The following is a 22,997-nucleotide window of genomic DNA, read 5'->3' as shown; positions in this document are numbered from 1 at the left end:
TCGTCAGTAGAAAATAACGAAAAAGATACTTAACAACCTCACCCTTGGTGAAGCTTCGTATCAATCGCGTCGGGATGAGTTCATTATAGGGCAATTTCAAAGGCAAGCAAGTGCTTTTAACACCTTGTTTTGTTGAGTGTTCTAATTTTGCGCACCAATTTGGTGAATTTTTCATTTACTCAAGGTATAAGTTTTTAATTTTAAAGCAGAAATATGAATAAATTATTTCTGCTTTTATCTTGTTTATTTTTGGACAGCTGGAGCTTTAATACGCATCGTTAAAATTTTGACGGGTTGACGAGGTACATTCTGGTGCATGCCATAGTTTTGCGTAGGAACTTTCACAATTTTGTCTACAACATCCATTCCTTTTGTGACTTTCCCAAATACGGCATAACCTGCCTGCATAAATGAAGGGTTAAGACTGTCATTATTTGCAACGTTAATAAAAAACTGGCTGGTGGCAGAATCAGGTTGATTGGTTCGCGCCATTGCTAAAGCTCCTCTGCTGTTGAGCAAACCATTATCTGACTCATTACGGATAGGAGCTTGTGTCTGCTTTTGTGTCATCTTGGTATCAAATCCGCCCCCTTGGATCATAAAGCCCGGAATAACGCGGTGGAAGATGGTGCCATTATAAAATTGACGCTTAATATAGTTTTTAAAATTCTGGCTTGAGATCGGTGCTTTTTCATCAAACAATTCTATTTCAATGGTTCCCAACGTAGTTTTCATTTCAACCAAGGTATTTGCAAAACTCGTCATACTTGCTACAGCCAATCCACTACCTATCAAAAACTGTTTAAACATTTTAAATCTCGATTTTTTTAATTACCCAGCACATTAATGACTGATCAATCACAAGGCAATACTTGCCTACATTTAACTTATTGACATCTTCCCCGACCTAAAGGAGGGATTCCTACTGCTAGACGCTTATGCCCAAGCGCAAGAATGTTCAATGCGGAATTTAAATCCCGCTGCCAGGCCGTACCGCAACTCAGGCATGTCCATTCTCTTATTCGCAAATCTGTTCTACCTTTCGGACTGCTTGTAGTGATCCCACCACAGCACGAACAGATTTGGGTGGTATAGGCCTCGTTGACTTCTTCAAACAATACCCTTGCGTTCTCGCATTTATACTTGAGCATTGTTTTCAGTGCTGAAAATCCTGTATCCAGGACCGACTTCGCCATCTTGGTTTTTACAAGCTTTCTAGCACTCAGATCACCAACGACAATCAGTGCATTTTCCCTCACCAGTTGGGTGCTGGCCTTATGCAAATGGTCTTTACGACAATTCGCAATCTTGGCGTGTAATGCACGGACACGCTTTTTATTTCTCGCTCGTTGAGCAATTCCTAGTTTCTGTTCGTATTTTCGGTAGAACTTGGGATTGGAAATGACAGCTCCATCCGAACAGGTGGCTATGTCTTTCAAGCCAAGATCGATACCTATGGCTTTGGTGGTGGTGGGGTTCTCAGCTTTAGGGCTGTCCACTACCAGGCAGGCATACCAGCGACCACGAGCATCCTCAACGAATGCGCCTGTTTTAACGCTGTAACTCGATAGTCCGTAGCTATCCCATAGCTTGAATTGGTGCTTGCCATATTGAACATAGCCATCAGAATACTTGATGGCGACTTTCTTAAAGGGTATCCAACCTAGCGATCTTCTTGCTGATTTCTTATGGCTAACACGCCATCTGAGTTTGGCTTTTTTGAACTGTTTTCTACGTGTGACTAATTCTTCGGTGACAGCCTGGACGGTCTGGCTGTGCAAACCACACTCTTTGGATGTACCTTTGGTGTATTTAGCAATATCGTAGGCACTAAGAAATCCACCCTTTCTTTTCAGGTGTTTAAAACTTAAATCATTCACATAATTCCAAACAAAGTTCACTTCGGATGCCAATTGGTCTAGCACCTTTGCATGTTTGTCTTTTATGCGTAATTTAAGCGTTTTCATGGGCTTATATTAGCTCATGTTTAATTAGGTGTATTGATCATTTAAAAGTTAAACGACATTTCATGTCGTGTCTCTTATATCTCTGACCTAAAGGACAGAGTTTTACGCTCCATTTGATAAATGAGAAATAGCCCAGTTTTCCGGTAAGCCTGAAGAAAGTTGAATTAATGTTGTTGGTCCCAAAACCGTCGGAATTTTTTTGCAACCTCAATGAGTTCTTTTTTGGCGCGTTGGGAAACCGGCGTTAAATTGGCAAAACCATGGCTCTGATCAGGATAATGTTGATACGCAACATTCACACTCTGCTGACGTAGCTTATGTAGATAAATTTCCGCTTCATCACATAAAAGGTCATGACCCGCTGTTACAATAAACGCAGCAGCAACTTGCTTGAGTTGCCCATAGGTCGGTGAAACCAGTGGATCATCTAATTTTAGCTGATGCTGCATCACATAAAATTCAGTCACTTGGTCTACATCCTCTGCAGTCAAGATTAGGCCATGCTGATACGCATAAAAAGAACGATGACGACTCTTAAAATCAACTGTTGGATAGAGTAAAAGCTGCGCTTGTGGAGCGTAAACCTGTGCAATACTTTGCTGTGCCACCACAGTGGCTAGATTACCTCCCGCACTATCCCCTGCCACAGCAAGACGATTTTTATAAATTTTAAAATGTTCGCGCTGCTGATAAATCCAGATCAAGGCTTCGAGGCAACTTTGCACAATTCGCTGAGGGCTGGCCTCAGGTGCCAAGGGATAGTCAATACTTAAAACCTGTGCCTTACTGTGCACTGCCAATAAACGACAGACTTCATCATGGCTCTCGATCCCTCCCATGACAAAACCACCCCCATGATAGAACACGATTAAAGGTAATTTTTTACGTGGTGCAGGATGATAATGTCGAGCAAACAGGGTTCCACTAGGTAGATCCAATTTTAAATCTTCTACCCAGGCCACAGATGTGGCCTCAGATTTAATCGCCTGCATGGTACTTTCAAATTCCTGCCGCGAACGCTGAATATCTGCACCAATCAAACCTGAATAACCCTGTTTGTGTTTGATGGCCAGCAAGCATTTAGTGAATGGGTCAAGTTTAGGATAAGAATCAGGATAGCCAAGTGCTTTAATTAAAGAAGTTTGGGCTATTTTGGGCAGTTGATCCAACAGACGCAGCGCACTTCCCTGCTTCTTTTTAAGGAGCCGTTGCAGGTCTAGATCGAACACCGCCATTTTTTAATCCTGTAAAGCTTTAAATTGCAAAAAAGCATACTGCAAAATACAACGAAGCCTAGAGATTATTTTTGCAGAAACAAAAAAGCAGCTAATGTCAGTCACTTTGCCATTAAATTTAAATAAACCGAGGCTATAAAGTGAAGAAAAAACCTCAAAAAAAAGAAGAGGAAAGATTTGAGCAAAAAAAAAGCTTATCGTGTCAACAGATAAGCTTGAAAACACAAGAAAAATATCAAGAGAAACTACAGCGATAGAATCTGGAGCAGATATTAAGGATCAGGCGAAATTTTGTGAAATACTTATTTTGGCTGATTCTCATCGTTTTTATGTATAAATATTAAGCAAAATTCGCTATAAGAATGAATTAGCCTTTTGCGGTAAGAAGTTTCGAGCTTTGCTTACTCCAACTGCAAAGTAAATCCAACTACTTTAAAAAAATCACAATAACATGAAAGGATTACCATGCCCATTTATACAACAATCAGGTGATTTTCCTCATCATAGCAACTTGAATTTCTAAACATTGCCCATACCTCATGTGTATTGACTAAATAGAGCAAAAGCATGGCAGTTCAGAATCAATACAGTGAAGACTGAAGCCAGCAAGGACTGTACATGTTTAAAAACCCATTTAAACGGAGATCATCAATGGCAAACGAGCAAAACGAACAGTCTCAAGAGAATGTTCAGCAAGAAGAAATCCTGACGGAAGCAGCTGAACAAGAAGCAGCTGAAGTAAGCATTGAAGATTTACACGCAAAAATCGCCCAACTTGAAGATAGCCTAAAACTCGAAAAAGCTCGTGCTGCAAATGCAATTTATGAAGCTGAAAAAACTAAAGAGCGTTTAGAGCGTGAAGCAGAAAATGCGAAAAAATTTGCATTAGAAAAGTTTGCCAAAGGCCTGTTGGATTCTGTAGACAACCTAGAACGCGCATTGCAAGCTGCCGGTGATGAGAAAACCCCACTGTCTGAGGGTGTTGAGCTAACCCTAAAAGCTTTGCTCACCACACTAGAAAAATTTGAAGTGGTAGCGGTAGATACCAATAGTGGCTTTAATGCCGAATTCCATCAAGCAGTCGGCATCGATCCAAATGCAAAAGCCGGTGAAATTGGTGTTGTTCTGCAAAAAGGTTACACCCTTGCAGGCCGTTTATTGCGTCCAGCCATGGTGATGGTCGGTCAATAAGCAAAAAATCGGGAGTTTTAGAGTTTTTTTAAATATCATAACTTGAAAAAAATTCAATGGCTCTCATATCGGATAACAAGCGAAAACAATTGCAAAAAATTTTTGAGGAACAGATCTAATGGCTAAAATCATTGGTATTGACTTAGGTACTACAAACTCATGTGTTGCTGTACTTGAAGGCGACAAAGTTAAAGTAATCGAGAATGCTGAAGGTGCACGCACTACACCATCGATCATTGCGTACAAAGATGGCGAAATCTTGGTTGGTCAGTCTGCTAAACGCCAGGCAGTGACTAACCCTAAAAATACATTGTTCGCGATCAAACGTTTGATCGGTCGTCGTTATGAAGACCAAGCGGTGCAAAAAGATATCGGCCTTGTACCTTATAAAATCATCAAAGCTGACAATGGTGATGCTTGGGTAGAAGTCAACGACAAGAAACTTGCACCACAACAAATCTCTGCAGAAGTTTTGAAAAAAATGAAAAAAACTGCAGAAGACTATTTGGGTGAAACGGTGACTGAAGCAGTTGTTACTGTACCGGCTTACTTTAACGATGCACAACGTCAAGCAACTAAAGATGCTGGCCGTATCGCGGGTTTAGATGTTAAACGTATCATCAACGAACCAACTGCTGCTGCACTTGCGTTCGGTATGGACAAAAAAGAAGGCGACCGCAAAATCGCAGTTTACGACTTGGGCGGTGGTACTTTTGACGTTTCAATTATCGAAATTGCAGACCTAGATGGCGACCAACAGATCGAAGTATTGTCAACCAATGGTGATACCTTCCTGGGCGGTGAAGACTTTGATACTGCATTGATCGACTTCTTGGTAGAAGAGTTCAAGAAAGAACAGAATGTGAATCTGAAAAATGATCCACTTGCATTACAACGTTTGAAAGAAGCAGCGGAAAAAGCCAAAATCGAGCTTTCTTCTTCAAATGCAACTGAAATCAACCTACCATACATCACAGCAGATGCGACTGGTCCTAAACACTTAGTAATCAACGTAACACGTGCAAAATTGGAAGGTTTGGTTGCTGATCTGGTTGAACGTACAATTGAGCCTTGCCGTATCGCATTGAAAGACGCTGGTCTGTCAACTTCAGACATTTCAGACGTAATCTTGGTGGGTGGTCAGTCTCGTATGCCACTTGTACAACAGAAAGTACAAGAATTCTTTGGCAAAGAGCCACGTAAAGATGTGAACCCAGACGAAGCAGTTGCGATTGGTGCAGCAATTCAAGGTGCAGTATTGTCTGGTGACAAAACTGACGTATTGCTTCTTGACGTGACTCCGTTAACGTTGGGTATCGAAACCATGGGCGGTGTATTAACACCAATCATCGAGAAAAACACCACGATTCCTGCGAAGAAATCTCAAGTGTTCTCGACTGCAGCAGATAACCAACCTGCCGTAGACATTTCGGTTTACCAAGGTGAACGTAAGATGGCTCAACAAAACAAATTGTTGGGTAACTTCCAGTTGGGCGACATCCCACCTGCACCACGCGGTGTACCGCAAATTGAAGTGTCATTCGACATCAATGCGGATGGTATCTTGAAAGTATCTGCGAAAGACAAGAGCACAGGTAAAGAACAATCTATTCAAATTAAAGCAAACTCTGGTTTGAGCGATGCTGAAATTGAAGCGATGATCAAAGATGCTGAAGCGAATGCTGAAGAAGACCGCAAGTTTGAAGAATTGGCAAAAGCACGTAACGAAGCTGATGCCCTGACTTCAAGTGCACAAAAAGCGGTAAAAGATCTTGGCGACAAGGTGACTGAAGATGAAAAAACAGCAGTGAACACTGCAGTTTCTGAACTTGAAGCAGCAACCAAAGAAAATGATGTAGAAGTCATTAAAGCCAAAACTGAAGCATTACAAAACATCTTGATGCCAATTACCCAACGTGCTTATGAGCAAGCTCAACAAGCCGGTGGTGCACAAGGTTTTGATCCGAATGCATTCCAAGGCGGTGATGCAGGTCAGCAAAAATCCGATGATGGCGTTGTAGATGCTGAATTCACTGAAGTAAAAGATGACAAAAAATAATTTGTCAGCTTAATAAAAAACCGCGCTTATGCGCGGTTTTTTATTTTTAGCAGTATGCTGCGTGCATATAAGAGATATAAATTCTTTTCTTTTATTTGGCTTGAGAAACCATGATTCCGATTCAGGTCGATCAAAGCTAAAACTCATCATCCATTTAACTCACAGTGTAAAAAATCCTTACGTGTTCATTCGCTTATGTCTTAGATCACAAGGCAATTCCATACAATTCGTGTTATTGTGGAGATGAAAAGAAACGCCAAGAAATTAGTGGAGATCCATGTGAGTTACTACCATATCCTGATAGAAGTAAATGACCACATCAGCACAATTGAACAGAGCCGCGATATCGAAATCTTTGATATTGTCGAGATTCAACCTTATCTCCACTCCATTCTCTTGCCTTTTTTTAACGAGCAATTGATTGAACTCGAAGATGAAAATGTCGAATTTAAGGATATTTTACATCTTGAGGTAAAACAGACTCTGCTCCCCATTCAGCAGCTGATTGAAGAAGAACAGCGTCTTCTACCAAGTGACACCGATGTCACGATTACGGCGTATGAGATCTTTAATAATCGTGATCTCAGCCAAGATGTCACCACAGTCATTTTTGACATCTTAGACGCAGTCAAACTCGATCCAGAAGCTTAACTTGATCTCCTTTTAGAGCAATATAGACTCTAAAGGGATGCTTTGGAATTTACTGCATCAAACGTTGGGCATTTTCATTTCTGAAGGTATGCAAAATCTGCTGGCCTGCCCGTCCAGTCGGGTTTAAACCTAAACGCAACTGCTCCTGACGGATGGCTTGACGGGTTTTATCACCGATCAATCCATCTGCCCCACCAATGTCATAGCCTTTATTTAATAAATACTGCTGTATCTCACGGCGTTCTGCACGTGAAGTTCCCGCATCATCTGTCGGCCACGGCGTAACAAAACCACTTTGTCCTCGTAAACGGTCTGATAAATGGGCAATCGCCAAGGCATAACTTTCAGCAGCATTATAGCTGTACAAGGCATCAAAATTTTTGAAAACTAAAAAGGCTGGTCCATTTGTACCGGCAGGCGTCATTAGACCGGCAGGTGTCTGTTCAGACAGGTTACCTTGCAATAAGGTATTTCCATCGGCGCGTAGTACACCTTGATCTATCCAGTAACGCAAAGCTTTCTTATTACGGCGTCCCTCACCTTGTATCTCCAAATTCGCAGGCAATTTAACTTCAAAACCCCACGGCATACCGCTTTGCCAACCTGCTTGTTGCAAGAAATGGGCTGTTGAGGCCAAAGCGTCCGCAGTGCTAGAGACGAGATCGCGTCGACCATCCCCATCAAAATCGACTGCTAGGCGCTCATAGGTCGAAGGCATAAATTGGGTATGGCCAAATGCGCCAGCCCAGGAGCCACGTAACTGCTCTTGCGTGACATCACCTCGCTGTAAAATTCGCATAGCGGTAAAAAACTCACTGCGAAAATAACTTTGACGGCGTCCTTCACAACTCAACGTGCCTAACGCCTGTAACAATGGATACTTACCAGCAATATCACCAAAATTACTTTCTACACCCCAAACAGCGACTACCGTTTCAGGCGCTACACCATAAACCTGTGCCACCTGGTTCAGTACCGCACGGTGCTGTGCCAGTTTTTGCTGCCCTAAAGCTACCCGTTCGTCATCCACCAGACCGGACAGATAATCCCAAATCGGTGTAGAAAATTCCGGTTGATAGTTGAGTTTTTCAATGACTGAATAATCGGGTGTCAGATCACGTGTGTATTGGGCATAACGACTTGGCGCGACCCCTGAGGCCACTGCCTGATCATTCAGCCTTGCCAAACATGCCTGAAAATTATTATTTGTCACGGATGCCGTGCGTGGATTTTCTAATAGATCACTTTGGCTGAGTGTTTTGCCATTCAGGATTAACTCGGCCTGAGCGTGTGTCCAACACAATAATCCTGAAGCACACAAGACTATAAAACGTCTCATCGATTTCACTACATCTTTAAATTCAAATTTACCTTTACCATAACAGGATTTAAGGAGAGTTCAGAGATGAATTGGTAAATTTGAATTTATTTTGCGTTATTTTAAATTCATTTTCTGTTTTTAAATTTAAATAAAGATATCCACAACTACGTTTTTTAAATTCAAAACCAAATTAAGGATAGATTTTGAATTCAAATTAAGGTTTGTAAATTTAAATTAGACAGAAGAACACCTGCCAGATGTGGATAACTCAACCCAACAAGAAAAAGATGAATTTAAACCCTGCTGTTTAAATTCATATTTCAGGTTTAAATTTAAAAATTGAACCATTTAAATTCAAATCTGACTTTTAAATTTAAAAGAGGATTTTAAATTCAAACGAGCCACACATTTTTTGAATTCAAAAAATACTTCCTCGGCACATCAATCATCCAAATACCAAGGTTCACTTGTTATAACAAATGTTTATTTTTTGAACAATAAAGCTGAAAGATCAGCCGACAGATGGCTGAAAAAATAAGAGGCGGCAATCATGCCGAATCTGCAGACAATAAAAAAGCGCTCCCGCTAGAGAACGCTTTTTTAAACAACAGTTGGGAGTTTAGATGCTCATATCTTGAGTCAAAGCCAATGGTTCTGGTAGGATTTTGGCCAATGCACGGCACAAACCTGTTAGCTCAGAACTGTCTACAGGCATCAAAGTAATATGGCCTAACTTACGGCCTTGACGTTCAGTTTTGTTATACAAATGCAAATGGGCACCATTTAAAGCCAATACATCTTCAGACTTCGGATGCTGACCAATGATATTCACCATCACGGTTGGACGAACCACATCTGTTGAGCCAAGTGGCAGGCCAGCTACGGCACGAATGTGGTTTTCAAACTGCGAACAAACAGCACCTTCAATCGACCAGTGACCCGAGTTATGCACACGTGGCGCCATTTCATTGGCATATAAGCCTTTTTCAGTCACAAACAGCTCTAAAGTCAATACACCCACATAATTCAGGTGATTGAGCAGGCGAGTGATGTACTCTTGAGCGAACGGTTGTAAATCCGCACTATTTGGTGCCGGTACAATTGAATGCGACAGAATGCCATTATGGTGGTGGTTTTCTGCCAATGGCCAGGTTTTTACTTCACCATTTTGTCCACGTACCGCAATAATAGAAACTTCACGGGAAAAGTTCACAAAACTTTCAGCTATCAGACTACCTGCAGGGCCAAGCTCTGCCCAAGCCTGATCAATCTGACCCTGAGTGCGCAATACGAACTGGCCTTTGCCATCATAACCGCCTGTCGCAGTTTTTAGCACTAAAGGTAAACCCAGCTCAGTCACGGCGGCATGCAAAGTTTCCAATGAATTTACCGCACGATACGGTGCAACTGGAATTCCGAGCTGATCAAACAGGCTTTTTTCCAGCAATCGATTTTGAGCAGTTGCTAATGCCTGACGCGGTGGATGCAACGTTTTGCTTTGTGTCAAAACATCCACATCAGCTAACAGCGTATTTTCAAATTCCAGACTGAAGACATCCGCGCTAGCCATAAATTCCGCCAAACCATTTTCTGTCTGACTGGAGAAAACTGGACCTAAAGCTGCAGAAGGGCAGTCATTACTCGCTTCATAGAAGGTACATTGAATATTCAGTGGTAATGCAGCTTGCGCCATCATACGACCCAACTGGCCGCCACCAAAAATACCGATGGTTTTATTCATGATGCCAAAACCCTTACTTACATTTGACCCGGAATGTTGTTGTTGGCCACTTTCGCTGTTTGTGCTGCGCGGAAATCGGCCACATTTTTTGCAATTTCGGGACGTGTTAAACCCAAAATCTGCGCTGCCATAATGGCCGCATTGCTCGCACCTGCTGGACCAATCGCCAAGGTTCCTACTGCAATACCAGCAGGCATTTGTACAATTGAAAGCAGAGAATCTACACCATTTAAAATCGAAGATTTCACCGGTACGCCTAGTACAGGCAAATCCGTTTTAGCCGCACACATGCCGGGTAAGTGCGCAGCACCGCCTGCACCAGCAATAATGACCTGAATGCCACGCTCACGGGCTGTTTCAGCATATTCAAACAGACGATCCGGTGTACGGTGTGCTGAAACCACTTCGGCTTCAAACGGGACACCCAACTGTTTGAGCATATTGGCAGTATGTTCAAGAGTTGCCCAATCTGATTGAGAACCCATAATAATTCCGACTAGAGGTTGAGCGTCGCTGACCGCATTCATTGGCAATTCCAAAGGCTATTAGGTAAATGGAAGAAAAATCTCGACTAAAGCCAAGCTTAAATTGGAGAAAGTCGGCTATTATAGCGTGTTTTTAAGCCACGTCCCAAGACTAAGGGGCTTAAGGGCAGAGATAAATACGAGAAAATCCGATAAAACCGGATCATCCGGCTAACACAGCCCAAACCTGATGTTTAGGCATTACGGAAAATAAAATACACACAACCACATAAACATAAAGCCGCCCAGAGATAATCCAGCTTAAACGGCTGTTTAAACAGAAACAGCATAAATGGCACAAATACCAGTAAGGTGACCACTTCCTGGGTGATTTTCATTTCACCGGTCATCCAGCCTTGTTGCGCCAGCAAACGCGTGGCTGGAATCATAAAACAATACTCAAAAAACGCGATACCCCAGCCCATCAGGATGGCTTGCCATAAGGGAGCCTGATGTAAAAATTTAAGGTGTCCATACCAGGCCAGAGTCATAAAACAGTTGGATAGAATTAAAAAACTCAAGGCAATGAGGGTCTGGTTCACAGCAACAGCTTCCTAAATCATACGGGTTAAATGCAGCAAGCCGATGATTATAGACCGAAGCCGGAGGCTCTTCCCATTTGCTATCAGTACACACTTAAAAAAGAGCAGTGCAAACGGGCAGGGGATTTTCTGTAAATTTCGTTCGCTGCGACACAACTCACTCTATCTTTTCAGCCATAGCCTTGCTATCGTTTCTGCCACAATTTTTTATAAATAGCGTGCGTCTACTGATCAAAGGGACGCAACAAAATGAGTAGTGGAGTAGGTAAATAATGCATCTGCATATTTTGGGAATTTGTGGCACTTTTATGGGCTCTTTGGCCTTGCTTGCACGTGAACTGGGCCACACCGTGACCGGCTCGGACCAAAATGTTTACCCTCCAATGTCGACTCAGCTGGAAAATGCAGGGATTGCCTTAATGCAAGGTTATGACCGCAGCCATTTGCAACCTCATCCGGATCTGGTGATCGTTGGTAATGCCATGAAACGCGGTATTGATGCTGTGGAATATATGCTGGATGCCGGCTTACCTTATGTGTCCGGCCCTCAATTCCTGGCTGATCACGTGTTGCAAGGCAAACACGTCCTAGGCGTCGCGGGTACACATGGTAAAACCACCACGACGACCATGCTGGCCTGGGTACTCGATCAGGCCGGTCTCAACCCGGGCTTTCTGATTGGCGGCGTACCACTATGTTTTAGCCAGAGTGCACGTTTGGGCGGAAAATACTTTGTGGTCGAAGCCGATGAATACGATTCGGCATTCTTTGATAAACGTTCCAAATTTGTACATTACCATCCCCGTACCGCAATTCTCAACAACCTGGAATTTGACCACGCCGACATTTTTGATGATCTGGCAGCCATTCAGAAACAATTCCACCACTTGGTACGTACCATTCCAGGCCAAGGCCGTATTATTGCGCCTATTACTGAAACGAATATTGATGAAGTGTTGGCAATGGGTTGCTGGACTCCGGTCGTCCGCACCAGTTTACAGCCTCATCCGCAAGCTGCGCTTTCTGCTGAATTGATTGCGCTGGATGGCAGCCATTTCAAAGTATTGGAGCAGGGCAGTGTACAAGGTGAAGTCTGCTGGAGCATGACGGGTCAGCATAGCGTTGCCAATGCACTTGCCACAATTGCAGCTGCACAGCACATCGGCGTTTCGATTGCACAGGCATGCGAAGCGCTGTCGAATTTCGCAGGCGTTAAGCGTCGTATGGAGCTGTTAGGTACGATTCGGGGTGTCGAGGTATATGATGACTTTGCCCATCATCCAACCGCGATTGAAACCACACTGGATGGTGCACGTAAACGTCTTGGTGAACGCCGTCTATGGGCGATTATTGAACCACGTTCAAATACCATGCGTATGGGTAGCCATAAGGACGGTCTGGCACATTCGGCACGTCTAGCCGATGAAGTAATCTGGTATCAGCCAGAAGGACTGGACTGGGATTTACAGCCCGTTATTGACTCAGCTCCGAATTCTGCACAGGTCAGCCGTTCTTTGGACGAGATTATTCAACGTGTCGTCAATGAAGCACAAGAAGGGGACGCCGTGGTGATTATGTCGAATGGTGGTTTTGGTGGACTCCATCAGAAACTGATCACGGCTTTAAAAGGCTAAAATCAGCTGAGCATTAAGCCCAACTGCTGTTGGGCTTTTTTATGTCTCGATACTTATCGTTAAAAGTTTCACCTCTCAATCCATCACTCAATCCGCTTAATTTTTGAGTGGGAAGAGAATCGATAGAACATCCTGTAGCAGGTTTCATAGACAACATGAACACTTTACGTTAGGCTTTTTTTATAAGTAACAACAAGATTCAGGGATTGCCATGCATATAGTTGAAGATATCTATTTATCCAAAGAAGAAGTCGAATCTTTGCTGTTGGGATTAATCAACGCCCAGCTCGAACCTGAATTTTTAATGCAGGATTTCGTGAAACATCAGGTATTTTCACTGGCGCGATATTTCCAGCAGGATTGTGAGCGCGAGATTGATTTTGCCCAGGTCGCTTGTCCGATCAAGGTACGTGCCCAATATCCGAACCACCGCCTAAAACGGGAATTCCTGGTAGAGTTGCATATGACCACCACACCTTTTTTCACCTATGATCCCGAGCAGAACCAGGTTTCCTATTCTTATATGATGAAGGATTTTTATCTGACCGATATCATTTTCTATGATGCCTATACCGGTGAAAACCTGCAGGCTTGGATGCAAAAGCGCTTTGTTATTCAGCAAGGAGAACGTGAAATCGAGGTTAATTCGCTATCTTGGTATGCAGAATACAATCTGCCTCAAGTCACCCAGAACATGGTGTCCTTGGTACACGAAGAAAGCTTTGACACCGGACTGGATCAAATCGTCAATGAAGTCAATTTACGCCTGCAACAAGCAAAAATCATAAATTAAAACAGACTTGCTGCTCAGCCTAATGGCTGAGCAGACGTTGATAATCCTGTCCTCGATCTGCTCATTTCGCCCAGACATCCGCAAAACTGGCCTCGCGCTGGAACATAACCACTACATAAGAACAAACTGGAATAATCTTGACTTGCTTGTCACGGGCAAATGCAACTGCAGTATCCAATAACTGCCGGGCAACGCCGTGACCACGCATGGAAGGGCACACCCAGGTGTGATCAATCACAAACTGATCCGGACTGCGCCACGCATAGGTGAGTTCGCCTACACGGCGCCCATCACGCTCCATAAAAAACTCACCTTGCTGCTGATTTTCACTGTGCTGAATATCCATGTGATTCACCTATTTTTTTTTGATTAAATCATTCCTTAAACATGCCACATTTTGCGAAAGAATAATGTGGATTTTCATGGTTTTTTCGTCGTGAAAAAAAACGAAAAATTGCATCCTTAAGTAAACTGTGTAATCCTATTCAAATAGTCGGAAATCTAGACAATTTCCCACCCAATTAAAGTTGAACAAGGGGAGTAGCCTCCTCCAAACATTACCGCAACGCGGTAATGTGCCAGATTTCGTCAATACACTTTGCAAAAAGTCGGAATCTGGGCATCCGCAATATTCAGGATGTAGGCAAGACCTTGATCATGTTGATACAGATGTTTAATTCATCTGGCAACAGGTCAAGGTTTTTTTGTACCTGTTTGCCAGAACAGGAGAGTTGATTATGGAATCCATAGGCAATATTTGGCTGTATGTGATTTTTTTCTCGATCGTGGCTGTCATGCTCGTTATTGATTTTATGGGCTTTAAACAGCAGAAGGATCAGCCTGTTTCCATTAAAAAAGCAGCTTGGTGGAGTGCTGCCTGGGTCAGTGTTTCCTTGTTGTTTGCAGGTGGATTGTGGTTTTATCTACAACAGAGTGCCGGTCTTCACATCGCCAATCAAAAAACGCTGGAATTTATGACTGGTTATTTGCTGGAAAAATCGCTGGCGATCGATAACGTTTTTGTCTGGTTGATGATTTTCTCCGCTTTTGCCATTCCACCTGCCTTACAAAGACAGGTACTGCTGTACGGCGTCTTGGGTGCAATCGTGCTGCGAACCATCTTCATTTTTATCGGCGCCTGGATGGTGCAAGAATTCTCCTGGATTCTGTATATCTTCGGAGCTTTCCTGGTCTATACCGGCTTTAAGTTCCTGAAAGGGCAGGAGGAAGACAGCAATATTGAAGATATGAAGCTGTTAAAGTGGCTACGCAAGCATTTACCGATTACGCAGAAACTGCACGGCAACCGCTTTTTTATTCGCGAGCAGGGCAAACTTTGGGTAACCCCTTTGTTTATCGTGCTGATCCTGGTGGAATTCTCTGATGTGATTTTCGCGGTCGATTCGATTCCCGCAATTTTTGCCGTCACCAGCGATCCGTTTATCGTCCTGAGCGCAAACCTGATGGCAATTCTGGGTCTGCGTGCCATGTTCTTCCTGTTGGCAGGTGCAGCGGTAAAAATGCATTATTTACCTTATGGACTCGGCATTATCTTGTTGTTCATCGGCTTTAAGATGCTGATGCTGGATTTGTTCCATGTACCAATCTGGCTATCACTCAGCTTTATCGCGATTGTACTGAGCATTACCGCATATCTGTCACTGCGCCATCACCAACGCAATACACCCGTGCAGTAAACACTGTTCATACCTTATTGCACTGGCGGTTATGAGGTATTTCAAACATGGTGCAACTGTGATTTTTTCTGCCTCGGTTGCACCAATCTCGACAATCACAACGAAAGTAACCGTGTTCCCTATGTGCAAAAACTAAAACTGCATCACAGTTTTTCAACTTTTTTTCTTTACACCATCCTGCAACAGCAAATCTGGCAAATTTTTTGCAACAGTAAAGAAAAAAACCTTAAATTCAGGTGAATCCCAAATGGGTTCACCTGGATTTATTGCTGCGGTTTGGCATTGAAGGGGTGCACTCTCTAAATAAACGCTTTACAAGCTAAAAAAACCAGTTAAATGCCAGACACAGGTAAGACTCAGAGCAAACTGCTTTACTCGATTATCATAAGTAGACCGACCTATCATCCATGGAGAATTTCAGTACTCTATTTTTACTAGGGCAGGGGATGCAATATGGACTTTTTTACATTAAAATTTGACCATTCACTCAAATTATGAGGTGTTGCTGGTCAACACCTTTTTTATTTTGCTTTTTTAGGTATTTCTCCATGACCGTTCCTATGCATGTGATGATTTCTGCTGAGCAGATTCAAGCGAAAGTCCAAGAACTCGGTCAGCAAATTGATGCTCACTATGCGCATAGTGATAAAGATTTGGTGCTGATCGGACTGTTACGTGGCTCTGTCATTTTTATGGCGGACTTGTGCCGTAGCATCCAAAAACCGCATGAACTCGACTTTATGACGGTTTCAAGCTATGGCAGCGGTACCGTTTCTAGCCGTGATGTAAAAATCCTGAAAGATCTTGATGGGGAAATTCGCGGTAAAGATGTTTTGGTCGTGGAGGATATTATCGACTCTGGGAATACCTTAAGCAAAGTATTGGAAATTTTGCAGACACGCCAACCCAACTCGATTGAACTGTGTACCCTAATCAGTAAACCGTCACGCCGTGAAATCCATTTACCAGTACGCTTTCTCGGCTTTGAAGTGGAAGACAAGTTTATCGTGGGTTATGGCTTGGATTACGACCAGAAATATCGTCACTTACCCTTTATCGGTGAAATTGGTTTGTAAAATATTTCAGAAGAAGTGGCCAAATGGCCACTTTTTTTATACAGATCTTGTACAGCTAAGCGAGATTGCCACAAAAACCCAACAGCTTCGCCCTGATGCTCACTTGGCTATTGAGCTGACCTCCCGCATGATAAAAGCACACCCCCAATAAGAAGAGAACAAGAAGGAGATTTCTAATGTGGTCATTGATTGTTGCGATTGTGGTGGGTTTTGTTGCCGGTTTAGTGGCGCGTGCCTTGCACCCTGGAGATGATAAAGCCGGCTTTTTAATGACGACCCTGCTCGGGATTGGCGGTTCACTGCTAGCAACTTATACTGGACGTGCACTCGGTTGGTATGATGCCAACTCTGCCGCAGGCTTTATTGCCTCAGTGATCGGTGCCGTGATTATCCTACTGATTTATAATTTGATCAGCAATCGTCGCCGGGTTTAAAACTCCTATAAAAAAAGCACCCGCAGGTGCTTTTTTCACGCGATGAATCACAGATTAAATTCTTTCCATATCTGTTCAATCTGTTCAGCAGGGTAGGCACCCGTCAGTTTAAAACCATTAGACAGGATCAGGGTTGGCGTACCTTCTACCCCTAAACGTTCACCCAGCTTGAGGTTCTGCTCTAAAGGCGTGCTACAGCTGGCTGAGGCACTCGGCGTGATATTTTTTTGCAGCAAGTTGCTCCAGGCCTGGCTTGGATTTTTATCACACCACACCTGTTTAGACACCGTCATGGACTGTGGTTTTAATGGGTAAATAAAAGTATAAATCGTGACATCCGTCAGTTTGGCTAACTCCGCCTCAAGACGTTTACAATATGGGCAATTTGGGTCAGAAAAGACCGCTAACTGGCGTTTCCCAGTGCCTCGTACGGTTTTGATGGCATTTTTCAGCGGTAAGCTTTTCCAGTCCACCTGGTTTTGTTGCAAGACCAAATCACGGGTCAGATTCTTTTGATCTTTCAAACGAATCATGGATCCGGCTAGCAGATATTGCCCCGATTCATCGAGATACACCACCTGATCTTCAAACGTGGCGCTATACAATCCAGGCATCTCGGTTTTTTGTAGGTTTTCAATTTTTAAAGCGGGATATTGCTGCTGCAATTTGACTTTTAAGCTGGTGACATCCGCAAAAGTACTGTGAGTCGTGAGCATCAATGTCACTGCAAGCAGAGCGAGTTTTTTCATCATTTCAGTTCAAGTCTGGTCAATCCTAACGCTCGATTCTACGCAGAAACCCAGAGCTGAGTCAGTGAAATTTGCCAATTTACAACCAAAATTTTCCGTAACTCAGCCCAGCGGGTTTCACGTGGAACATCAAACAAGCGCTGAACGATTGATTTCGACTGAAATATGCACCAGTTCTTCATGAATGGAGAGTGCTTGACGGACCTGATCAGCATCTAAAGCTGCCTGCGTATCTAAGGCCAAAATACAGGAAAATTTGCCCTTACCGACTTTCCAGACATGCAGATCGGTAATCTCAACAGTACAGGGTAGCTGATCAATGACTTCACGGATTTCAGCAATCACCGGATGATCCATTTCAGCATCCAGCAAGGTCTTGCCGGTTTCTTGCATTAAACCGATGGCCCATTTACCCACCAGCAAGGATCCAACAACCCCGAGCAAGGCATCTAAAAAGTCCCAACCAAAGTATTTCCCGGCAAACAGGGCAATAATCGCGAAAATTGAAGTCACCGCATCAGCCACCACGTGCAGAAAAGCGGCTTTCTGGTTGAGATCATGTTCACCGTGCTCATGATGGTGATGGTGATGGTGATGGTGATGGTGATGGTGATGGTGATGGTGATGGTGATGGTGATGGTGGCCATCATCATGCAACAACCAGGCACAAATCAAGTTAATCAGCAGACCAATGATTGCAATGGAAATTGCTTCATTGTATTGAATACTCACAGGATGCAATAAACGGTCAATGGACTGAAAAGCCATAAAAAAGGCCACCACCAACAGCAAGATTGCACTGCTATAGCCGGCAAGAATCTCGATTTTCCAGGTACCAAAACTAAAACGTGCATCATTGGCATAATGACGTGCAGCATGATAGGCAAAATAAGCCAGGCCCAATGCCAGCATATGCGAACTCATATGCCAGCCATCCGCCAAAAGTGCCATTGAGTTAAAGATCCATCCCCCTAAGACTTCTACCACCATCATCGTGGCGGTTAGAATAGTGGCGATGAGAATACGTTTCTGTGCAAGGGGGTTGCCTTCATCAAAACGGTGATGGTGACGGCGGGATAAACTGGAATGTTGCATAAACAGGTTATGTAAAAATACTCCCCCATAGTATATTTGTTTTTGGAGTAAAAAGTTGAGCCACATTTATCAGGACAAGAAAATTTTAAACCGTATCAAGCGTCTGCAAGGTCAGCTCAAAGCGCTGGAACAAGCTGTACAACAGCCGGAAACCACCTGTATTGAAGTATTACAGCAAGTCGCCGCAGCCAAGGGAGCGATGGGTGGTTTAATGAATGAACTGATCGAATCCCATCTGCGCCAGCACGTGATTACCGATGAAACAGCGATCAACGAAGAGGAATTGGCGAGCTTTTTGGCCATTCTGAAGCGTTATAACTAAACTTCATCTGTTCTAATGAATGGAATTGACGTATCTATTGCATCGGCATAGGCTAGTCTTATTACTCTTATTTTCTAGCCAACACTCGCCTGCTTTATGGTGGCGGGTTGAATGTTGATGATCCATGATGAAAAATAATTCCTGGCGACCGTTTTTGCTGGTCAGCCTCGCACTGTGTATTGGAACACTCGGGACAGCACTGGCTAGCCCACTCTATCCCATTTATCAAGAACTTTGGCACTTACTACCGAGCCATATTACCTATATCTTTGTCGCCTATATGTTTGGCTGTCTAGCCACACTGTTATTTTTAGGCAGAACCAGCAATAGTATTGGCTATTTGCGCAGCCTACAGATCGGTTTGGTCTTTGTCATTCTCGGCTTGATTTTGTCGGCATGGGCCTCAACTGCCTACACTCTCGCGATTGGACGTTTTATTATCGGGATCGCCTCTGGTTTGATCAGTACCTCAGCCATGCTGGGATTAATCTACACCATTCCCGAACAGCATAAATCTAATGCTGCCCAATTCAGTTCGATCATTACCGTTTTGGGTTTTGGTTTGGGACCACTCGTGGGTGGCCTGATTGCCGAATTTTCAGCACAACCACTGATCACGCCGTATTTGCCGATCATTGTGATTGCCGTGTTATCCCTGTTTAGTCTGTTTTCCTTAAAAATCCCACGTTTTGAAACACAACCGTTTTCAGCTGCACCCCATCTGGAACTACCAGAAAAGTCCTATCACGCAGCTTTCTTTATTGCTGGGCTAACCGCTTTTACCGCTTTTGGGACATTCAGCCTGTTTGCCTCTTTAGCGGCCTCTTTTGTACAGGAAATTATCCCTTGGCATGGCCCCCTAGTGAGTGGCAGCGCCATTTCCAGTATCTTGTTTATCTCTGCTGCGGTGCAGTTCTACGCTAAATCCATGTCTCCCAAGCGAAGTATTCAAATTGGTTTGGGCGCGTTGCTGGTCAGTTTTGTTTTGCTGGGCCTGTGCATGACGCTACACTGGAGTTGGCTGTTCTTTGTGAGTGACATTTTAGTCGGTATTGGGCATGGTTTAGGGCTGTTGGGTGCGTTTGGTTTGATCCATCAGATGACACACACGCAGAATCGGGCCGCTGTGATGTCAACGTATCTATTTGTAGGATATCTCGGCACGATTGTGCCGATTATTGCGGTAGGCTATTTGGCAGACCATTTTGGCCTAATAACTGGCGTATTAGGTTTCTGCCTAGCTATTGGGCTGTTATGCCTACTATTGCTGATATGGCAAAAGAAGAGCCTTAAGATCTAAGGCTCTTTTTGAAGATCTAAACCATTGCGATTAACCGTAAAGTAAAGCAATTTTAACCTCCTTTCTCATCTATGTCCTCCTGCGTGAAAAAGGAATGAGAAAAGCAATAGTGCTGATTATAATCTATGGTGGATTGCTTCACGATATGCTTCCGAGGTTACCCGCGCATCGCATTAAAAGCATGACGCCACTGCCAGAATATGGGTTTAATCAGCAAAATTTGTAAGTTACTGTATCCATATAATGCTATTTGTTATGAAATTTATGCATTGTGGTACAGTGAGCTGACTTGAGGATAGCGTATTGAGCCTGCTCCCATTAAACTCATCAAATAACGTATAAAAATTCAAAAATAGTTACTCTCATCCCATTTTTAAGTTATCTGGCCCATCTGTCATCTCAGTGAAGGTCAACACGAGGAGAAATTTATGCAATCTCGTGTCAATGAAGCGATCCAGACGCACTATACACGTACAGACTTAGGCGAAATCATTCTGTCAGCACTGGAAAGAGCAGGCAAGGACGTGAATCACCTCACACCCGAAGATTTAGCCCCCATTGACGAGTTTCATATCCGAGGACGGGCAGCGACCCTTGAGCTTGCTCAGGCCGCAGGACTTGATTCAACAAAGTGCGTACTTGATGTCGGTAGCGGTGTTGGCGGGACCTCACGTTGTCTTGCGCAGCAATTTGGCTGTCACGTCACCGGCATCGACCTCACAGAGGAATACTGCCGCGCTGCTGCAATGCTCTCATCCAGAATCGGCCTTGCACACCTGACTGAATTTCGTCAAGGCGATGCAACCCAGCTGCCATTTCCCGATCAGACATTCGATGTGGTCTGGACGGAGCATGTGGCCATGAATATCCAGGACAAAGCTCAGCTATATCACGAGATGTACCGGGTTCTAAAACCGGGCGGCACACTGGCAATTTACGATGTCCTTGCCGGTCCATCTGGTCCAGTGCTCTTTCCCGTACCGTGGGCACGTACACCGGATACCAGCTTCCTTGTGCAACCCGATGAGCTGCGCAAACTGCTTGAGGAAACCGGATTCACGATTACTGACTGGTCGGATACAACTGAACGTGCACGTACATGGTTTGTATCTCTGGCCGAAAAAATCCAAAAGGAAGGTTTACCATCTATTGGATTCCATATCCTCATGGGTGCAGATTTTAAAGTGATGGCACAGAATCAGGGACGAAACCTGCAAGAAGGGCGGATCGTTCTTGCACAAATTGTTGCGAGAAAATAGAGGTCCAGATTTTGACTATTTTCCGATACAGAACGATCCAAAAATCTTACCCAATAAATCATCTGCACTGAATTCACCGGTAATTTCAGCAAGTGCATTTTGTGCCAAACGCAAAGATTCCGCGACCAGCTCACCGGCATGATAAATCACCAGTTGTTCACGTGCTTCAGCCAGATAGGCTTGGGTGCGCTTCATCGCGTCCAAATGGCGGGTTCGAGCGATAAAGGTATCTTCTTCAGGGTGGAAGCCTGCATGCGCTGTAATCGCATCAATCAGGCCTTGTACACCCATCTCTTGCTTGGCCGACACAGTAATATGACGAAAACCTTGATAATCGCTGATCTGTGGCATTTTTGCGGTCAAATCACACTTATTACCGATCAGTATTAAACGACGAGGTTCTAAATGCTCAGCAAAATAACTCTGGGCCAGCTGGAGTGGATCATCATTTTGGCTGAGGTCATACACCAAAAGTAATAAATCGGCCTGTTCAATTTCCTTGATGGCACGGCGAATCCCTTCTTTTTCCACCACATCACCAGTTTCACGCAAGCCAGCGGTATCGGTCAGGGTAATCGGCAAACCATTCAGGGTGATTTTTTCATGTAGTACATCACGCGTAGTGCCCGCAATATCAGTCACAATTGCACGATCAATGCCCGCCAAGGCATTCAGCAAGCTGGATTTACCCGCATTCGGCTTACCTGCAATTACCACCTGTAAACCTTCACGCAATAACTGGCCTTGACGAGCCGATTGCTGTACTGCCTGTACCGAGTCCGTGACATCGTCGAGCAGATTCAGAATTTTGCCATCCGCCAGAAAATCGATTTCTTCTTCAGGAAAATCAATCGCAGCTTCCACATGCAAACGCAAATGGATCAATTTTTCCAATACGGTATTAATTTTGCTGGAAAAAGCGCCTTGTAAAGAACGCACCGCTGAACGCGCCGCAGCTTGTGACGTAGCATCAATCAGATCGGCAATCGCTTCCGCCTGAACCAGATCCAGCTTGCCATTTTCAAAGGCCCGCATGGAAAATTCACCCGCTTTGGCGGCCATAGCACCCAGTTCAAACAGACGTGCCAACAAGGCATTTTGAATCACTGGACCACCGTGGCCTTGCAATTCCACCACATCTTCACCGGTAAAAGAATGCGGATTAGGAAAACACAGTACCAAACCTTCATCCATTACCTGACCGTCTGCATCATAAAACTGGCGAAAACCAGCCATACGGGCTTTCGGCAAGTCCTGCTGGGTCAGGGCTTGAGCAATCGCATAGGCTTTTGCACCCGACAAGCGGATAACACCGACACCACCGCGGCCGGGTGGGGTTGCAATGGCAGCAATAGTGGTTCGGTTTTGCATAAAATTCACCTAAATGTCGCAAAAAATCGGCAAAGA

The 22,997-nt window shown here is 44.0% G+C and carries 22 protein-coding genes; 11 read left to right on the top strand and 11 right to left on the bottom strand.

From position 1 onward, the window contains the following. Positions 1 to 243: 243 nt before the first annotated feature. From PAE54_RS09695 to PAE54_RS09685, 3 genes are all read right to left on the bottom strand, one after another. Positions 244 to 810 carry a peptidylprolyl isomerase gene (locus tag PAE54_RS09695; RefSeq protein ID WP_273777884.1) on the bottom strand — a complete coding sequence of 189 codons (567 nt, stop codon included), beginning with the start codon at positions 808 to 810 and terminating at the stop codon, positions 244 to 246. A gap of 77 nt (positions 811 to 887) precedes the next feature. Continuing rightward, positions 888 to 1,967, bottom strand: a complete 1,080-nt coding sequence (locus tag PAE54_RS09690; RefSeq protein WP_326519283.1) for an RNA-guided endonuclease InsQ/TnpB family protein — start codon at positions 1,965 to 1,967, stop codon at positions 888 to 890. 164 nt (positions 1,968 to 2,131) lie between these two features. Then, complete coding sequence (locus PAE54_RS09685; protein WP_326519282.1) at positions 2,132 to 3,202, bottom strand: alpha/beta hydrolase; 1,071 nt, start codon at positions 3,200 to 3,202, stop codon at positions 2,132 to 2,134. A gap of 651 nt (positions 3,203 to 3,853) precedes the next feature. Between PAE54_RS09685 and grpE the strand changes: the two genes are divergently transcribed. The 3 genes from grpE to PAE54_RS09670 all read left to right on the top strand — a co-directional run bounded on the left by grpE (position 3,854) and on the right by PAE54_RS09670 (position 7,103). Further along, positions 3,854 to 4,393 (top strand): nucleotide exchange factor GrpE, encoded by a 540-nt coding sequence (gene grpE / locus PAE54_RS09680; RefSeq protein WP_326519281.1) that lies wholly within the window; start codon positions 3,854 to 3,856, stop codon positions 4,391 to 4,393. 118 nt (positions 4,394 to 4,511) lie between these two features. Continuing rightward, entirely contained in the window at positions 4,512 to 6,452 is a 1,941-nt protein-coding gene (gene dnaK, locus PAE54_RS09675; protein WP_326519280.1) for a molecular chaperone DnaK, read from the top strand. A gap of 267 nt (positions 6,453 to 6,719) precedes the next feature. Beyond that, complete coding sequence (locus PAE54_RS09670; protein WP_273779503.1) at positions 6,720 to 7,103, top strand: hypothetical protein; 384 nt, start codon at positions 6,720 to 6,722, stop codon at positions 7,101 to 7,103. A gap of 49 nt (positions 7,104 to 7,152) precedes the next feature. Here PAE54_RS09670 and PAE54_RS09665 read toward each other — a convergent pair whose 3' ends face one another. The 4 genes from PAE54_RS09665 to PAE54_RS09650 all read right to left on the bottom strand — a co-directional run bounded on the left by PAE54_RS09665 (position 7,153) and on the right by PAE54_RS09650 (position 11,231). Beyond that, positions 7,153 to 8,442 carry a lytic murein transglycosylase gene (locus PAE54_RS09665; RefSeq protein WP_326519279.1) on the bottom strand — a complete coding sequence of 430 codons (1,290 nt, stop codon included), beginning with the start codon at positions 8,440 to 8,442 and terminating at the stop codon, positions 7,153 to 7,155. Positions 8,443 to 9,043: 601 nt separating this feature from the next. After that, positions 9,044 to 10,165 carry a 5-(carboxyamino)imidazole ribonucleotide synthase gene (locus tag PAE54_RS09660; RefSeq protein ID WP_326519278.1) on the bottom strand — a complete coding sequence of 374 codons (1,122 nt, stop codon included), beginning with the start codon at positions 10,163 to 10,165 and terminating at the stop codon, positions 9,044 to 9,046. 17 nt (positions 10,166 to 10,182) lie between these two features. Then, positions 10,183 to 10,692 (bottom strand): 5-(carboxyamino)imidazole ribonucleotide mutase, encoded by a 510-nt coding sequence (gene purE / locus PAE54_RS09655; RefSeq protein WP_273777877.1) that lies wholly within the window; start codon positions 10,690 to 10,692, stop codon positions 10,183 to 10,185. Positions 10,693 to 10,883: 191 nt separating this feature from the next. Further along, a complete protein-coding gene (locus tag PAE54_RS09650; RefSeq protein ID WP_326519277.1) occupies positions 10,884 to 11,231 on the bottom strand; it encodes a DMT family protein in 348 nt (115 codons plus the stop codon). A 272-nt stretch (positions 11,232 to 11,503) separates the two neighbouring features. Here PAE54_RS09650 and mpl point away from each other — a divergent pair, with 272 nt between their 5' ends. Both mpl and PAE54_RS09640 read left to right on the top strand, forming a co-directional pair. Next, positions 11,504 to 12,865, top strand: a complete 1,362-nt coding sequence (gene mpl, locus PAE54_RS09645) for a UDP-N-acetylmuramate:L-alanyl-gamma-D-glutamyl-meso-diaminopimelate ligase (protein WP_326519276.1) — start codon at positions 11,504 to 11,506, stop codon at positions 12,863 to 12,865. 211 nt (positions 12,866 to 13,076) lie between these two features. Further along, positions 13,077 to 13,658, top strand: coding sequence for a hypothetical protein (locus tag PAE54_RS09640; RefSeq protein ID WP_326519275.1), 582 nt, complete (start codon positions 13,077 to 13,079; stop codon positions 13,656 to 13,658). Between the two features lie 61 nt (positions 13,659 to 13,719). On the opposite strand, the gene PAE54_RS09635 is transcribed toward PAE54_RS09640, so the two are convergent. Continuing rightward, a complete protein-coding gene (locus PAE54_RS09635) occupies positions 13,720 to 14,004 on the bottom strand; it encodes a GNAT family N-acetyltransferase (RefSeq protein ID WP_326519274.1) in 285 nt (94 codons plus the stop codon). A gap of 391 nt (positions 14,005 to 14,395) precedes the next feature. Between PAE54_RS09635 and PAE54_RS09630 the strand changes: the two genes are divergently transcribed. The 3 genes from PAE54_RS09630 (at position 14,396) to PAE54_RS09620 (ending at position 16,865) form a co-directional block, all read left to right on the top strand. Further along, entirely contained in the window at positions 14,396 to 15,355 is a 960-nt protein-coding gene (locus PAE54_RS09630; protein ID WP_273777873.1) for a TerC family protein, read from the top strand. Between the two features lie 548 nt (positions 15,356 to 15,903). Continuing rightward, positions 15,904 to 16,431, top strand: a complete 528-nt coding sequence (gene hpt / locus PAE54_RS09625; protein WP_273777872.1) for a hypoxanthine phosphoribosyltransferase — start codon at positions 15,904 to 15,906, stop codon at positions 16,429 to 16,431. Between the two features lie 176 nt (positions 16,432 to 16,607). Continuing rightward, positions 16,608 to 16,865, top strand: coding sequence for a GlsB/YeaQ/YmgE family stress response membrane protein (locus tag PAE54_RS09620; RefSeq protein ID WP_273777871.1), 258 nt, complete (start codon positions 16,608 to 16,610; stop codon positions 16,863 to 16,865). A gap of 47 nt (positions 16,866 to 16,912) precedes the next feature. Here the strand turns inward: PAE54_RS09620 and PAE54_RS09615 are convergent, their stop codons facing one another. Next, entirely contained in the window at positions 16,913 to 17,617 is a 705-nt protein-coding gene (locus tag PAE54_RS09615; protein ID WP_326519273.1) for a DsbC family protein, read from the bottom strand. A gap of 126 nt (positions 17,618 to 17,743) precedes the next feature. Beyond that, a complete protein-coding gene (gene dmeF, locus PAE54_RS09610; protein WP_326519272.1) occupies positions 17,744 to 18,709 on the bottom strand; it encodes a CDF family Co(II)/Ni(II) efflux transporter DmeF in 966 nt (321 codons plus the stop codon). Positions 18,710 to 18,764: 55 nt separating this feature from the next. Between dmeF and PAE54_RS09605 the strand changes: the two genes are divergently transcribed. The 3 genes from PAE54_RS09605 to PAE54_RS09595 all read left to right on the top strand — a co-directional run bounded on the left by PAE54_RS09605 (position 18,765) and on the right by PAE54_RS09595 (position 21,590). Next, positions 18,765 to 19,031, top strand: a complete 267-nt coding sequence (locus tag PAE54_RS09605; RefSeq protein WP_326519271.1) for a metal/formaldehyde-sensitive transcriptional repressor — start codon at positions 18,765 to 18,767, stop codon at positions 19,029 to 19,031. A gap of 127 nt (positions 19,032 to 19,158) precedes the next feature. Beyond that, complete coding sequence (locus PAE54_RS09600; protein WP_326519284.1) at positions 19,159 to 20,331, top strand: MFS transporter; 1,173 nt, start codon at positions 19,159 to 19,161, stop codon at positions 20,329 to 20,331. A gap of 428 nt (positions 20,332 to 20,759) precedes the next feature. After that, entirely contained in the window at positions 20,760 to 21,590 is an 831-nt protein-coding gene (locus tag PAE54_RS09595) for a class I SAM-dependent methyltransferase (RefSeq protein WP_326519270.1), read from the top strand. A 15-nt stretch (positions 21,591 to 21,605) separates the two neighbouring features. Here the strand turns inward: PAE54_RS09595 and mnmE are convergent, their stop codons facing one another. Then, on the bottom strand, positions 21,606 to 22,961 hold the full coding sequence (gene mnmE, locus PAE54_RS09590) for a tRNA uridine-5-carboxymethylaminomethyl(34) synthesis GTPase MnmE (protein WP_273777866.1): 1,356 nt from the start codon (positions 22,959 to 22,961) through the stop codon (positions 21,606 to 21,608). Between the last annotated feature and the right edge of the window lie 36 nt (positions 22,962 to 22,997).

It is taken from the genome of Acinetobacter minutum (genome assembly GCF_035916735.1).
GTDB lineage: Bacteria > Pseudomonadota > Gammaproteobacteria > Pseudomonadales > Moraxellaceae > Acinetobacter.
The sequence above is the reverse complement of the archived record's forward strand: the minus strand, read 5'-3'. Positions and strand labels throughout refer to the sequence as shown.

Excerpts from the sequence above, each read along its gene's own strand:
- PAE54_RS09695 (WP_273777884.1), bottom strand. The coding sequence starts at position 810 with ATGTTTAAACAGTTTTTGATAGGTAGTGGATTGGCTGTAGCAAGTATG.
- PAE54_RS09690 (WP_326519283.1), bottom strand. The coding sequence starts at position 1,967 with ATGAAAACGCTTAAATTACGCATAAAAGACAAACATGCAAAGGTGCTA.
- PAE54_RS09685 (WP_326519282.1), bottom strand. The coding sequence starts at position 3,202 with ATGGCGGTGTTCGATCTAGACCTGCAACGGCTCCTTAAAAAGAAGCAG.
- grpE (WP_326519281.1), top strand. The coding sequence starts at position 3,854 with ATGGCAAACGAGCAAAACGAACAGTCTCAAGAGAATGTTCAGCAAGAA.
- dnaK (WP_326519280.1), top strand. The coding sequence starts at position 4,512 with ATGGCTAAAATCATTGGTATTGACTTAGGTACTACAAACTCATGTGTT.
- PAE54_RS09665 (WP_326519279.1), bottom strand. The coding sequence starts at position 8,442 with ATGAGACGTTTTATAGTCTTGTGTGCTTCAGGATTATTGTGTTGGACA.
- PAE54_RS09660 (WP_326519278.1), bottom strand. The coding sequence starts at position 10,165 with ATGAATAAAACCATCGGTATTTTTGGTGGCGGCCAGTTGGGTCGTATG.
- purE (WP_273777877.1), bottom strand. The coding sequence starts at position 10,692 with ATGAATGCGGTCAGCGACGCTCAACCTCTAGTCGGAATTATTATGGGT.
- mpl (WP_326519276.1), top strand. The coding sequence starts at position 11,504 with ATGCATCTGCATATTTTGGGAATTTGTGGCACTTTTATGGGCTCTTTG.
- PAE54_RS09640 (WP_326519275.1), top strand. The coding sequence starts at position 13,077 with ATGCATATAGTTGAAGATATCTATTTATCCAAAGAAGAAGTCGAATCT.
- PAE54_RS09635 (WP_326519274.1), bottom strand. The coding sequence starts at position 14,004 with ATGGATATTCAGCACAGTGAAAATCAGCAGCAAGGTGAGTTTTTTATG.
- PAE54_RS09630 (WP_273777873.1), top strand. The coding sequence starts at position 14,396 with ATGGAATCCATAGGCAATATTTGGCTGTATGTGATTTTTTTCTCGATC.
- hpt (WP_273777872.1), top strand. The coding sequence starts at position 15,904 with ATGACCGTTCCTATGCATGTGATGATTTCTGCTGAGCAGATTCAAGCG.
- PAE54_RS09620 (WP_273777871.1), top strand. The coding sequence starts at position 16,608 with ATGTGGTCATTGATTGTTGCGATTGTGGTGGGTTTTGTTGCCGGTTTA.
- PAE54_RS09615 (WP_326519273.1), bottom strand. The coding sequence starts at position 17,617 with ATGATGAAAAAACTCGCTCTGCTTGCAGTGACATTGATGCTCACGACT.
- dmeF (WP_326519272.1), bottom strand. The coding sequence starts at position 18,709 with ATGCAACATTCCAGTTTATCCCGCCGTCACCATCACCGTTTTGATGAA.
- PAE54_RS09600 (WP_326519284.1), top strand. The coding sequence starts at position 19,159 with ATGAAAAATAATTCCTGGCGACCGTTTTTGCTGGTCAGCCTCGCACTG.
- PAE54_RS09595 (WP_326519270.1), top strand. The coding sequence starts at position 20,760 with ATGCAATCTCGTGTCAATGAAGCGATCCAGACGCACTATACACGTACA.
- mnmE (WP_273777866.1), bottom strand. The coding sequence starts at position 22,961 with ATGCAAAACCGAACCACTATTGCTGCCATTGCAACCCCACCCGGCCGC.